The sequence below is a fragment of the Mycobacterium bourgelatii genome, assembly GCF_010723575.1.
GTDB classification, from domain to species: domain Bacteria; phylum Actinomycetota; class Actinomycetes; order Mycobacteriales; family Mycobacteriaceae; genus Mycobacterium; species Mycobacterium bourgelatii.
On the sequence record NZ_BLKZ01000001.1, the window covers coordinates 3,101,935 to 3,114,350 of the forward strand.

The 12,416-nt window shown below is 66.7% G+C and carries 10 protein-coding genes; 3 read left to right on the forward strand and 7 right to left on the reverse strand.

The features are described from left to right. Position 1: 1 nt before the first annotated feature. The 4 genes from G6N68_RS13455 to G6N68_RS13470 form a co-directional block, all read right to left on the reverse strand. Positions 2-661, reverse strand: coding sequence for an MOSC domain-containing protein (locus G6N68_RS13455; protein ID WP_163718552.1), 660 nt, complete (start codon positions 659-661; stop codon positions 2-4). Between the two features lie 44 nt (positions 662-705). Further along, on the reverse strand, positions 706-3,096 hold the full coding sequence (locus tag G6N68_RS13460) for a phosphoketolase family protein (RefSeq protein ID WP_163712835.1): 2,391 nt from the start codon (positions 3,094-3,096) through the stop codon (positions 706-708). Positions 3,097-3,153: 57 nt separating this feature from the next. Further along, the gene (locus G6N68_RS13465) at positions 3,154-4,002 is read right to left on the reverse strand and encodes an SDR family oxidoreductase (protein ID WP_163712838.1); all 849 of its coding nucleotides are present in this window, start codon (positions 4,000-4,002) and stop codon (positions 3,154-3,156) included. A gap of 139 nt (positions 4,003-4,141) precedes the next feature. Then, on the reverse strand, positions 4,142-4,576 hold the full coding sequence (locus tag G6N68_RS13470; RefSeq protein ID WP_240355457.1) for a VOC family protein: 435 nt from the start codon (positions 4,574-4,576) through the stop codon (positions 4,142-4,144). A gap of 119 nt (positions 4,577-4,695) precedes the next feature. Between G6N68_RS13470 and G6N68_RS13475 the strand changes: the two genes are divergently transcribed. The 3 genes from G6N68_RS13475 (at position 4,696) to G6N68_RS13485 (ending at position 9,935) form a co-directional block, all read left to right on the forward strand. Continuing rightward, positions 4,696-6,129, forward strand: coding sequence for an aldehyde dehydrogenase (locus tag G6N68_RS13475; protein ID WP_163712841.1), 1,434 nt, complete (start codon positions 4,696-4,698; stop codon positions 6,127-6,129). 66 nt (positions 6,130-6,195) lie between these two features. Continuing rightward, complete coding sequence (locus G6N68_RS13480; RefSeq protein WP_163712844.1) at positions 6,196-7,689, forward strand: acetyl-CoA acetyltransferase; 1,494 nt, start codon at positions 6,196-6,198, stop codon at positions 7,687-7,689. 134 nt (positions 7,690-7,823) lie between these two features. Next, on the forward strand, positions 7,824-9,935 hold the full coding sequence (locus tag G6N68_RS13485) for a Rossmann-fold NAD(P)-binding domain-containing protein (RefSeq protein WP_163712846.1): 2,112 nt from the start codon (positions 7,824-7,826) through the stop codon (positions 9,933-9,935). A 72-nt stretch (positions 9,936-10,007) separates the two neighbouring features. Here G6N68_RS13485 and G6N68_RS13490 read toward each other — a convergent pair whose 3' ends face one another. The 3 genes from G6N68_RS13490 to G6N68_RS13500 all read right to left on the reverse strand — a co-directional run bounded on the left by G6N68_RS13490 (position 10,008) and on the right by G6N68_RS13500 (position 12,416). After that, complete coding sequence (locus G6N68_RS13490; RefSeq protein ID WP_163712848.1) at positions 10,008-11,198, reverse strand: NAD(P)/FAD-dependent oxidoreductase; 1,191 nt, start codon at positions 11,196-11,198, stop codon at positions 10,008-10,010. Between the two features lie 10 nt (positions 11,199-11,208). Next, on the reverse strand, positions 11,209-11,949 hold the full coding sequence (locus G6N68_RS13495) for a DUF72 domain-containing protein (protein WP_163712851.1): 741 nt from the start codon (positions 11,947-11,949) through the stop codon (positions 11,209-11,211). Between the two features lie 134 nt (positions 11,950-12,083). Continuing rightward, positions 12,084-12,416: a TfoX/Sxy family protein gene (locus G6N68_RS13500; RefSeq protein WP_163712854.1), complete on the reverse strand. Its 333-nt coding sequence runs from the start codon at positions 12,414-12,416 to the stop codon at positions 12,084-12,086.

Genomic DNA, 12,416 nt, shown 5'->3' on the forward strand with positions numbered 1-12,416 from the left:
CTTACTTCGTTGTGAGCCGACGGCGCGCGTAGGCCTGGAGTTCGGCGGAGAGCGCGTCGGCGACGAGCAACTCGGGCAGCAAGTCCGGTTGCGTCATCCGGGCGCGAAAAGCCAGCCGACTGGTCACGTCATGGTCCGGGCGGTACTCGACGGTGATCGCGTCGCCGGCGCGGAGCGTACCTGGCGAGATGACGCGAAGGTAGGCACCGGGTTCTTCGGCCTGGGTGAAGGTCTTGATCCAGTGACTCAGATCCAGGAACGCCGCGAACGTCCGGCACGGGGTCCTGGGGGCGGAGACTTCCAGCAATAGTCCGTCGGTGCCGACGCGCCAGCGCTCTCCGATGCGCGCGTTCGTCACATCGATGCCGACGGTGGTCAGGTTTTCGCCGAACATTCCGTTGGTGAGGGTGCGCTGCAGGCGAGCTTCCCACGCATCGAGATCTTCCCGCGCGTATGCGTAGACCGCCTGGTCGTCGCCGCCGTGCAGTTTCCGGTTACCAATCGTGTCGCCGACGAGCCCGCTGCCCAGGCCCCCGCGCATGGACCCGGGGGCGCGCACCAGGACGGGCTCGGTTACCGGGACCTTGTCGATGCCGGTCAGCTTCGACTTGGCGCGCGGATCGGGATTCGACCGGCCGGCAGCCACGTTGACCGACAACACTTTCGTCACTGGCACAGGCTAGCGCCGACGACGGGAGCTAGCCCTCACCCGTCCGAGCCCGAGCCCTCCCAGGCCCAACCGGAAATCGCCGGGTCGTCCTCGCCGTGCTCACGGGTGTACTGACGAGCCGACAAGCGCGCGTCGACCATCCGCTGACGCAATCCCGCGGCGCGGCCGACGAGGCCGTCGACACGGTCGATGACGTCGATGACGAGATGGAAGCGATCCAGGTCGTTGAGCATCACCATGTCGAAGGGTGTTGTCGTCGTCCCGCGCTCCTTGAAGCCGCGCACATGCAGCTGGGCGTGATTGGTGCGTCGATAGGTCAGCCGGTGGATGAGCCACGGATAGCCGTGGTAGGCGAAGATGACCGGCTTGTCGCGGGTGAACAACGCGTCGAATTCGCTGTCCGGCAAGCCATGTGGATGTTCGGAGGGCGGCTGCAGCCGCATCAGGTCGACGATGTTGATCACCCGTACCTTGAGGTCCGGCAGTTCGCGCCGCAGGATGCCGGCGGCAGCCAGCGTCTCCAGGGTCGGAATGTCGCCGGCGCAGGCCAACACCACGTCGGGATCGCCTACCGCCCCAGCGGTGCTGGCCCACGGCCAGATGCCCAAGCCGCGTGTGCAATGCAGGATAGCGTCGTCCATCGACAGGTAGGACAGCGCGGGCTGCTTGCCGGCGACGATGACGTTGACGTAGTCGCGGCTGCGCAGGCAATGGTCCGTCACCGACAGCAGCGTGTTGCCGTCCGGCGGGAGGTAGACGCGCACCACCTCGGCACGCTTGTTGGCCACCAGATCGATGAAGCCCGGGTCCTGATGCGAGGCGCCATTGTGGTCCTGGCGCCACACGTGAGAGCTCAGCAGATAGTTGAGTGAGGCGATGGGCAGTCGCCAGGGCAATTCGCGGCTCGTGGACAACCATTTCGCGTGCTGGTTGAACATCGAGTCGACGATGTGCACGAACGCCTCGTAGCAGTTGAACAGGCCGTGCCGCCCGGTCAGCAAATAGCCCTCCAACCAGCCCTGGCACAGGTGCTCGGACAGCACCTCCATCACGCGGCCGTCCGGTGCCAGATGGTCGTCGTCGGGCCCGGTTTCAGAGAGCCACACCTTGTCGGTCTTTTCGAAGACCGGGCTCAGCCGGTTGGAGGCGGTCTCGTCCGGGCCCATCAGCCGAAAGCGGTCGGGGTTGCGGATGATCACGTCGCGCAGATAGGTGCCCAGGACGCGGGTGGCTTCGTGGGTCTCCGCGGCCGGGCGCTCCACCGGGACCGCGTAGTCACGGAAGTCGGGCAGGTCCAGTTCGCGCAGCAACACTCCGCCATTGGCGTGCGGATTGGCGCTCATCCGCCGATCACCTTGGGGTGCAGCGGCTTTAAGTTCGGCGCGCAGTGCGCCGTTCTCGTCGAACAACTCCTCGGGCCGGTAGCTGCGCAGCCACTCCTCGAGCTGGGCACGATGCTCTTTGTTGTCGCGCGTCCCGGCCAGGGGAACCTGGTGTGAGCGCCAGTTGCCTTCGACCCGCTCGCCGTCGACCGTCTTGGGGCCGGTCCAGCCCTTGGGGGTGCGTAACACGATCATCGGCCACACCGGCCGGTCGGTCTGCTCGCCGGAGCGGGCGGCTTGTTGAATCGCGGCGATGTCGTCGAACGCGTCGTCGAGGGCCGCGGCCAGCTGCTGGTGCACGCTGGTCGGGTCCTCGCCGGCCACGGTGATCGGACGGTACCCGTAGCCGCGCAGCAACGACTCGAGCTCGGTTTCCGGGATCCGCGCCAGCACCGTCGGATTGGCGATCTTGTAGCCGTTGAGGTGCAGGATTGGCAATACGGCGCCGTCGACGGCGGGGTTGAGGAATTTGTTGGAGTGCCAGCTGGCCGCCAACGGTCCGGTCTCGGCCTCGCCGTCGCCGATCACGCAGGCCACCACCAGGTCGGGGTTGTCGAAAGCCGCACCAAAGGCGTGCACCAGCGCGTACCCCAGCTCACCGCCCTCGTGGATGGAACCCGGAGTCTGCGCGGCGACGTGGCTGGGAATTCCGCCCGGGAAGGAGAACTGGCGAAACAGTTTGCGCAGCCCGTCGGTGTTTTCACCGACGCCGGTGTAGATCTCGCTGTAGGTGCCCTCGAGGTAGGCGTTGGCGACCAGACCGGGGCCACCGTGGCCGGGTCCGGTGATGTAGATGACGTTGGCGTCGCGGTTGCGGATGATCCGGTTGAGGTGGGCGTAGAGGAGATTGAGCCCCGGGGTGGTGCCCCAGTGTCCCAACAGCCTGGGTTTGACGTGCTCGGGCGCCAGCGGTTCGGTCAGCAGGGGGTTGTCCAACAGGTAGATCTGCCCGACCGACAGATAGTTGGCGGCGCGCCAATACGCGTCGATCAGGGCCAGTTCGTCGTCGGAGAGGATGGTGGGTGGCTCAGATGTTGGGCGCATCTAGCCGATTGTGCTTGTCGCCGGTTAACGGCGTGCTCAACCGGGCTTACGCCACGCTTATTCTTCGCCGCGGGCCCGGGCTTCGTACGCCCTGCGCTTCTCCACGTCGACGTCGTCGGTGAAGACGTGATCGCCGCCGGCCGAGCGGTTGAGGGCTTCTCGGACGATGCGCGGCATGAACTTCTGCATGACCACCGCCACGCCTGCCGCTTTGGTCACCCGCACGCGCGGTTTAGGCTCGGCAATGAGGCCGATGACCGCGTTGGCGATGTCCTCGGGTTCGGCGTTCTTGAATCCCTTGATGCCGGCGGTGCCCGCGGTGAGCTCGGTGTTGACGAACGTGGGCAACACCGACGAGAAGTGCACACCGGCCGAGCGGTACTCGAGCCGCGCCGAATCGGTGAACCCGAGCACGGCGTGCTTACTGGCGCAGTAGGTGGCCAGCCCGACGATGTGCATCTCACCGGCGAGCGAGGCGATGTTGATGACGTGGCCCCGCCTCCGCGGGACCATCCGCTGAGCCGCCAGCTTGCTGCCGAGGATCACCCCGTAGACGTTGATGTCGAGGATGCGCCGGGTGACCGCGTCCGGTTCGTCGACGATGCGGCCGACGGGCATGATGCCGGCGTTGTTGACCAGCACGTCGATCGGTCCGAGTTGGCGCTCGACCTGGTCGAGGAAATCCGAGAACGAGTCGCGGTCGGTGACATCGAGCTTGCCGTAGACGTCGAGACCGAGGTCGGCGCCGGCCTCCTTGACCGTCGCCTCGTCGACGTCACCGATGGCCACCTTGGCTCCCAGCTTGTGCAGAGCGGTCGCGGTGGCCAATCCGATTCCCCTCGCGCCACCGGTGATGACGACGACCTTGCCCCGCACCTTGACGCCGATGGATTCCGTGTCCGCCATTGATCCGCCTTCCACTTCGACAAGCCCCACCAGAGATTAGGCGGTGGCACGATCGCGACGACAAGCTGCCCGAGCGTTGGTGGACAACCCTGATGCCTTTGCCGCCGGGTACAACTTCGGCGCCGCCGAACCCAGGATGCTATTGCTTGCCCTGCCCGTCGGCGAGGCTGAGGTCACCGAAGTTCAGCTGCCAAGAGACCCCGAACGCGTCGTTGACCCAGCCGAACTTGGCGCTGAAGGGGTAGGCATCCAGCGGCATCAAGACCTCCCCGCCGGCACCCAGCGCGTCGAACAACCGCTCAATCTCGGCGTCCGAATCGCACTGCACATACAGCGACATCGACGGGGTGAAGGTGAAACCGTGCGCGGCCGGGCTGTCGATGCACATGAACTCCTGGCCGGCCAACACGAACGTCGCGTGCTGGACCGTCCCCTCGGGTCCCGCGTCACCCGGGCCGTATCGCGCGATCGACCGGATCTCCGAGTCCGCGAACAACGACGTGTAGAACCGCATCGCCTCTTCGGCTTTGCCCTCGAACATCAGAAAGGTCGTAACCTTCTGCACCGTGGTCACGTTGGATCCCCCCGATCATTTGCCGCTGAATTCTTGCCGCTGAATTGAGGCTGTCACGAGCGTAGTCCGGCAGCTGCGGCGCACTGTTCGCGCCGACGGACAGCGCCTAGCATTTTCGAATGACGTCTTCGCCGGCACGGTTTTTCGTCGATGGCCAGTTCCACACCACCGACAGCGCCGAACCCGTTGTGGAGGCGGCGACCGGTGAGCCGCTCGGATCTGGCGCCGTCGTCAGCGAAACCGACATCGACCACGCCGTCGCCGCGGCCCGGTCCGCCCTGCTCGACTGGCAGTCCAGTTCGCCGGAGCACCGCGCCGGGCTCCTGACGGCGATGGCCGACGCGCTCAAGTCGCGCGCCCGGCCGACCAGTGAGCTGGTGAGCCGGGAGAACGGCATGCCGATCTCGCTGTCCCGCGGCGCCAACGGCTCGTTCCCGCCGGCGCTGTTCCGCTACTACGCCCAACTGGTCACCGAGCTCCCGACCGAGGAGATCCGGCCGAGCATGACCGGGCACACGATCGTGCGCCGCGAGGCCATCGGGGTGGTGGCCGCGATCATCCCGTGGAACTATCCGCAGGCACTGGCCGCCATGAAAGTCGCACCCGCGCTGGCCGCCGGTTGCACCGTGGTTCTCAAGTCCTCACCCGAAACCGCTTTGGACGCCTTGATTTTCGCCGAGGCTGCCGTCGAGGCGGGGCTGCCGCCCGGAGTGCTGAACGTGGTGTCCGGCGGCCCGGCCGTCGGCGCGTACCTGGTGGCCCATCCCGGCGTCGACAAGGTCGCCTTCACCGGCTCGACGGCGACCGGCCGGATCGTCGCCGAGATCTGCGGCCGGTTGATGCGCCCGGTCACCCTGGAGCTGGGCGGCAAATCGGCGGCGATCATTCTCGACGACGCGGACCTGGAGGCGACGCTGCGAGGGTTGCGGGCCGCGTCGTTCGTCAACAACGGGCAGACCTGCCACCTGAGTTCGCGGGTGTTGGCGCCCAGATCCCGCTACGACGAAGTCGTCGACGCGGTGGCGGCATTGGCCGACGGCATGGCGGTCGGTGACCCGCTGGACCCGTCGACCGAGATCGGTCCGCTGGTCAGTTCGCGGCAGCGCGAGCGGGTGCTGGGCTACATCGACATCGGCAAGAACAGTGGCGCGCGACTGGTCGCGGGTGGGTCGGTGCCCAAGGACCGGCCCAAAGGCTGGTTCGTCGCCCCGACGGTGTTCGCCGATGTCGCCAACTCCGACCGCCTGGCGCGGGAGGAGATCTTCGGGCCGGTGCTCACTGTCAGCCCCTACGACACCGACGACGAGGCGATCGCCCTGGCCAACGACAGTGATTTCGGTCTGGCCGGCACCGTCTGGTCCTCCGACACCGAGCGCGCCACGAACGTCGCGCGGGCCGTGCGGACGGGGACCATCGGCGTCAACGACTACCAACTAGACATGCGGGCACCGTTCGGTGGGGTCAAGGGCAGCGGAATAGGTCGCGAGCTGGGGCCGGAGGGCCTGGAGGCCTACCGGACGCTGAAGTCGATCTACCGCGTAGGGCCGGCCTGAGTCCCAGTCAGGCCCCGGCACGACCCGTCCGCCCACCGGTATTCATAGACACGCTATGTTTGATACATGACCGTAGACCCCAGAACACCCGTATTGATCGCCTACGGCCAGGTCAATCACCGCGACGCGATAGACCCCGAAAGCCGATCGGTCGAGCCCGTCGACCTCATGGTCGCCGCGACACAGAAGGCCGTCGAATCGGCCGGTGCTCGCGTGCTCGAGGCCGTCAACGACATCCGCGTGGTGAACATCCTGTCGGCGCACTACCGCAACCCCGGACAGCTGCTCGGCGAGCGGCTCAACCTCAGCGAATTCAAGGCGAGCTACAGCAGCGTCGGCGGCAACACCCCGCAGACGCTGGTCAACAAGGCATGCCTGGACATTCAACAGGGACGAGCCGGTGTGGTGCTGATAGCCGGCGCAGAAACGTGGCGCACCCGGACCGGACTGAAGAAACTCGGCGCCAGGCTGGAGTGGACGCAGCAGGACAACTCGGTCCCGATGCCCGAAATCGCCGACACGGACGTCCCGATGGCCGGCGACGCCGAGATCAAGATCAAGCTGGATCGGCCGGCCTTCGTCTACCCGTTGTTCGAGCAGTCGTTGCGCATCGCGAACGGTGAGTCCGTCGAGAGCCACAGCAAGCGGGTCGCCGAGCTGTGGGCGCGGTTCAGCGCCGTGGCGGCCGACAATCCGAACGCGTGGATTCGCCAGCCGGTCACCGCTGAGGAGATCCGGCAGCCCAGTGCGCAGAACCGGATGATCAGTTGGCCCTACACCAAGTTGATGAACTCGAACAACATGGTTGACCAAGGTGCCGCGTTGATCCTGACTTCGGTTGGAGAGGCGAGGCGGCTGCAGGTTCCCGAGGAACACTGGGTTTACCCGCAGACCGGCACCGACGCCCACGACACCTCGGCCATCGCGGAGCGCGACGAACTGCATCGCTCGACGGCTATCCGGATCGGGGGCGCACGCGCGTTGGAGCTGGCCGGCCTGGGCATAGACGACGTCGACTACGTCGACCTGTACTCATGCTTTCCGTCCGCGGTTCAGGTTGCCGCGGCCGAACTCGGCCTGGCCCTCGACGATCCCGTTCGGCCGCTCACCGTCACCGGCGGCCTGACCTTCGCCGGCGGCCCGTGGAGCAACTACGTCACGCATTCGATCGCCACCATGGCCGAGTTGCTGGTTGCCAATCCCGGACGACGTGGCCTGATCACCGCGAACGGCGGCTTCCTGACCAAGCACAGCTTCGGCGTCTACAGCACCGAGCCCCCGTCGCAGTTCCGCTGGGAAGACGTCCAGCCCGAGGTGGACCGGGAGCCCACCCGGAAGGGATTGGTCGACTGGGAGGGTGTCGGCACCGTCGAATCGTGGACCACACCCTTCGATCGGGATGGCAACCCGGAAAAGGCCTTCCTGGCTGTCCGCACGGCCGACGACTCCCGCGCCCTGGCCGTGATCACCGATCCCGAGGCCGCCGCCGCGACGGTCCGCGAAGACATTGCCGGGGCCAAGGTCGCCGTAGCCGCCGACGGCAGCGCGGTCCTGCAGTAGCCCGCGTACGCGCCTGAGCAGGCAAACTGGCCGCATAACGGTTACAGTTCGGGACACGTTCTACACCCAACGGTCGCGCAGCCCCGCCGACGTGCCTATTGTCGGAAGTAAGACGTTGGGAGAGGTGGCGCCGGGTGCACATCCTGGTTACCGACGCTGCGGGGACAGTGGGGCGAATGGTCTCGCGCCAGTTGCTTGCTTCCGGGCACAGCGTCAGCGGGATAGGGGAGTACCCCCACGACAGCCTGCCTCCCGACGTTGATTTCGTTTGCGCTCCGCTGCACCACCCCGTGCTGTACGAAATCTCCGCCGACGCCGACGCGGTGATCCACCTCGCCCCGGTCGACGCGACGGCGCCGGGGGGCGCAGGCATCAACGGGGTCGCGCACGTGGCCAACGCGGCCGCACGGGCGGGCGCCCGCCTGCTGTTCGTGTCCCAGGCCGCGGGACAGTCCGACCTGTACCGCCAGGCCGAAGGGTTGGTGTCGACCAGTTGGGCACCGAGCCTGGTCGTTCGGGTGGCACCGCCGGTCGGTCGCCAGCTCGACTGGATGGTCTGCCGGACGGTGGCAACGCTGATGCATAGCAAAGTCTCGGCGGCGCCGATGCGGGTGCTGCACCTCGACGACCTGGTGCGCTTCCTGGTGTTCGCGCTCGGAAGTGACCGCACCGGTGTCGTTGAGCTGGCGACCCCGGACACGACCAACATCGTCACCGCATGGCGGATCCTCCGATCGGCGGACCCGCGGCTGCGCACCCATCATGTGCGCAGCTGGGATCAGCTGATACCGACGATGAATATCACTGCCGCCCAAGAGGATTGGGGATTCGAATATGGGTGGCAGGCAGTCGACGCGATTGTCGACACTGGTCGCGGACTGATCGGGCGCAAGCTCGATCCCGCGGGCGCGGTCAGCGCCTCGCGCGAACTGGCGATTCCGGTCGAGCCCGTCCCGCGGGGGGAACCCGCCGACGGCGCGCCGTTGAACAGCGCGGCGCCGGATGGCCTGGAGGGCGAATTCGACGACCGAATCGACCCACGATTCCCGGTGTTCAGTGCGACCAGCCTCTCGGCGGCGCTTCCCGGACCGCTGACCCCGATCACGTTGGACGTTCAGCTCAACGGATTGCGCGCCGCCGGGCGCGAGATGGGGCGAGTGCTAGCCCTCGGGGACGTAGTCGCAGACGAGTGGGCGAACAGAGCCATCGCGGTGTTCGGTCACCGGCCCTACGTCGGGGTGTCGGCCAACATCGTCGCGGCCAGTCAGCTGCCCGGCTGGGACGAACATGCCGTCACAGAACGCGCCTTTGCCGGTCAGCCGCCCGTCGGTGACCTGCTGCCGTTCGGCTCCCCGCAACGTGCGGGTAAACCGATCGGGTCGGTCGCCAAGGCGGTGGTGACGGCGCGGTCGCTGGCCCTGCTGCGCCACTTGCGCGCAGACACCGAAACCTATGTCGCCGCCGCCGCGGCCGAACACCTCGACGCCCAACAGGTGGCCGCGCTGCCGGACAGTAGCCTCGAGGTTCGAATTCGCTTGCTGCGGGACCGAATTCACCAGGGCTGGATGCTCACCGGGCTATGGGTCATCGACACCGGCGTCACCGCCGCGACGCTGGAGCACACTCGCGCCGCCGCCGGCGTGTCAGGCATTGACGTGATCATGGACAGTCACCGCGTCGAGTCCGAGATCGCCGCGTTGGCCGCGGCGCTGCGCAGCGACCCGCCACTGCGCGCGCTGGCCGCCACAGGAAACGTGGCAAGCGTCCGTGCCCTGTCACCGACCGCGGCAGCCGCCCTCGACACCGCCCTCGGTGCGCTCGCCCATCGCGGCCGCGGGGAAGCCGAGCTGGCCAATCCGACGTTCGGCGACGACCCGTCGGCGTTGTTGGTGGTCGCCGCCGAGGCTGCCGAGGCACCGGCCGAGCCAGCACAGCCGCCTACCTTGAGCCAACGGCTGGCCGCCAGTGCCCGCAACTCCCGCGAACTGGCCCACGACACCACCCTGCGGTTTACCCATGAATTTCGAATTGCTTTGCGGGAACTGGGTTCTCGCCGTGTCGATGCCGATCTGATCGATGTTGTCGACGACGTGTACTACTTGACTTGCGATGAGCTGGTGACGATGCCGGCCGATGCCCGGCTGCGCATCAAGCGCCGTCGGGCCGAGCGGGAGCGCCTACAGGCACAGGGCCCACCGGACATCATTCACACCAGCTGGAGCCCCGCCGGCGGCGCGACCGCCTAACCCCGCGAGCAGACGCAAAGTTGCATGAAAGTTGCTTTGCGCGTACGAGTTTGCGTCTGCTCGCGGGGGCATCTAGGCTCCATCGAGCGGGCGCTTCGACCGGATAAGGTCCTTGATCTCGTCGAGCACATCCCACACATTGACGTTCATCCCGGCCAGCACGCGGTTGCCGCCATCAAGCCAGAACGCGACGAACTCGCGGCCGGCCACGTCGCCGCGAAACACCACGCGCTCGAAACTCGGCGCGTGGCCGGCGTATTCCATCCCGAGGTCGTACTGGTCGGTGAAGAAGTAGGGCAGTTCGCCGTATTCTCCTGGTTCGCCCAGCATTCCGGCCACCGCGACGGCGGGCTGCTTGAGCGCATTGGCCCAGTGCTCGGTGCGAATTCTGGTCTCGTACAAAGGATGCTCGGCGGCCGCGATGTCGCCGACGGCGTAGATGTCGGGATCACTGGTCCGCAGCGAGGCGTCGACCAGCACGCCGCCGTCCCCGGTGGACAACCCTGCCCGCTCGGTCAGGTCGATGTTGGGTTTGGCGCCAACGGCCACCAGGACGGCATCAGCGTCCACGGTTGACCCGTCGGCCAAACGCAGCCCGGTCGCCTTGCCATCCGTGATCGTGATCTCCTCGACTTGCGCCTGCAGTCGCAAGTCAACTCCGTGTTCACGGTGCAGGTCGGCGAACACCGCACCGACCGTTTCGCCGAGTGCGGCCAGCAGCGGCTGTTTGGCGGCTTCGACGACTGTCACATCGAGACCTCGCTGACGAGCGCCGGCGGCCACCTCCAGTCCGATCCATCCGGCGCCCACCACCGCCAACGAAGATCCGGGCACCAGAGCGGAATCGAGCGCTTCGGCGTCGTCGTAGGTGCGCAGGTAGTAGACGCCGGCGGCGTCGGAACCCGGGATCGGCGGACGGCGGGAGGCCGAGCCCGTCGCCAGCAGCAGCTTGTCGTAGTGCACGGCGGTGTCATCGGCCAGGCGCACCGAGTGGGCGGCCGGATCCAGCGCTGTCACTCGTGTGTTGAGCCGCAAATCCACGCGATGCTCGACGTACCAGGCCGACTCGTGCACGGTGAAATCGCTGAGCGCCTTCTTGCCGGCCAGGTATTCCTTGGACAGCGGAGGACGTTCGTACGGCGGGTGCTTCTCGTCGGCGAACAGGATTATCTGACCGTCGAAGTCGTTGTCCCGCAGCGCTTCTACCGCTTTCGCCCCCGCGAGACCACCACCGACTACGACAAACGTTGTCGAACTGGTCATATTCGCGAGCCTACTCTCGCCCAGGCATACCCAGAATTTCCCGCAACGTCAACGCATTACGGACCGCGTGCCCACCCAGGTCGTTGTTGAAATACATCCACACATCCCGACCCTGGTGGTCCCACTCGGTGATCCGCTCCACCCACCAACGCAAGTCGTCGAGAGTGTATGAGCCCGTATACATGGAGGCCGGCTCCGGGCCGTGCATCCGCACGTACACCAGATCGGTGGTAGCCCGCAGCACGCAGGCAAGGTTGGCACCACTCATCACGACGTAAGCGGCCCGATGTTTCTCCAGGACCTCGTACACCGCGGGGTCATCCCAGGACGGGTGGCGCAGTTCGACCGCCACCCGGATCGGCGCCGGCACGGTGGCCAGGAACGAGTCGAGTCGCTCGTCGTCGCGGGCATGCTCGGGATGCAGTTGGACCAACAACACCCCGGCCCGATTGCCCAGCACCTGCCAGCACCGTTGGAATCGCTCGATCCAGGGCTCCGGCGACGCCAACCGCCGGTAGTGCGTCAGTCCGCGGTGGGCTTTGACCGACATGGTGAACCCGTCCGGCACCTTGTCGCGCCAACCCGCGAACGTGGCATCTTTGGGCCATCGGTAGAAGCTGGCGTTCAGTTCCACAGTGTCGAAGACTTCTGCGTAGCGGAGCAAGCGGCGCGACGCCGGTGTACCCGACCGGTAGAGCACGTCGGTCCAGTGGTTGTACGACCAGCCTGAGGTGCCGATCCGGATGGTCACCGCCGGATTACCCGGTTACCTGCCGGAGCAGGCCGCCGTCCGACGAAATCCGCACCACGGTCGAAAGCTGCACCGGATCGGGCTTGTCCATACTGCGCCGCGTACCCGTGCCGTGCCGGGACAAACCACATGCCTTACTTGGGCGGCAGGCCGTGTACGAAGGTGACGCCGCGCGAGACCCAGCTTTGCAGCTGACGTTTGGTGCGTACCCCCTCGGCCGTGACGCGCAGCCAGCCGCGCATTTCCCGACCCCTCATCACCATCGGGCTGACATGAGCGCGGGCGAGCAGCTTGTCGGCGTCGGCCGGTGGCACCCGCACCATCAGCCCGCCCTGACCGCTGACGACAACGGCCATGTGGCCACCGATGAGAAACGCCAACCCGCCGAACATCTGCTTCTCTTCGACGCCCGATTCCTGGGCGAGCAGTTCACGAATGCGGTTGGCGAGATCGGTGTCGTAGGCCAT

What these genes read in the sequence shown, in the direction of transcription:
- G6N68_RS13460 (WP_163712835.1), bottom strand. Translation starts at nt 3,096, where the DNA reads ATGCGCCCAACATCTGAGCCACCCACCATCCTCTCCGACGACGAACTG.
- G6N68_RS13480 (WP_163712844.1), top strand. Translation starts at nt 6,196, where the DNA reads ATGACCGTAGACCCCAGAACACCCGTATTGATCGCCTACGGCCAGGTC.
- G6N68_RS13475 (WP_163712841.1), top strand. Translation starts at nt 4,696, where the DNA reads ATGACGTCTTCGCCGGCACGGTTTTTCGTCGATGGCCAGTTCCACACC.
- G6N68_RS13490 (WP_163712848.1), bottom strand. Translation starts at nt 11,198, where the DNA reads ATGACCAGTTCGACAACGTTTGTCGTAGTCGGTGGTGGTCTCGCGGGG.
- G6N68_RS13465 (WP_163712838.1), bottom strand. Translation starts at nt 4,002, where the DNA reads ATGGCGGACACGGAATCCATCGGCGTCAAGGTGCGGGGCAAGGTCGTC.
- G6N68_RS13500 (WP_163712854.1), bottom strand. Translation starts at nt 12,416, where the DNA reads ATGGCCTACGACACCGATCTCGCCAACCGCATTCGTGAACTGCTCGCC.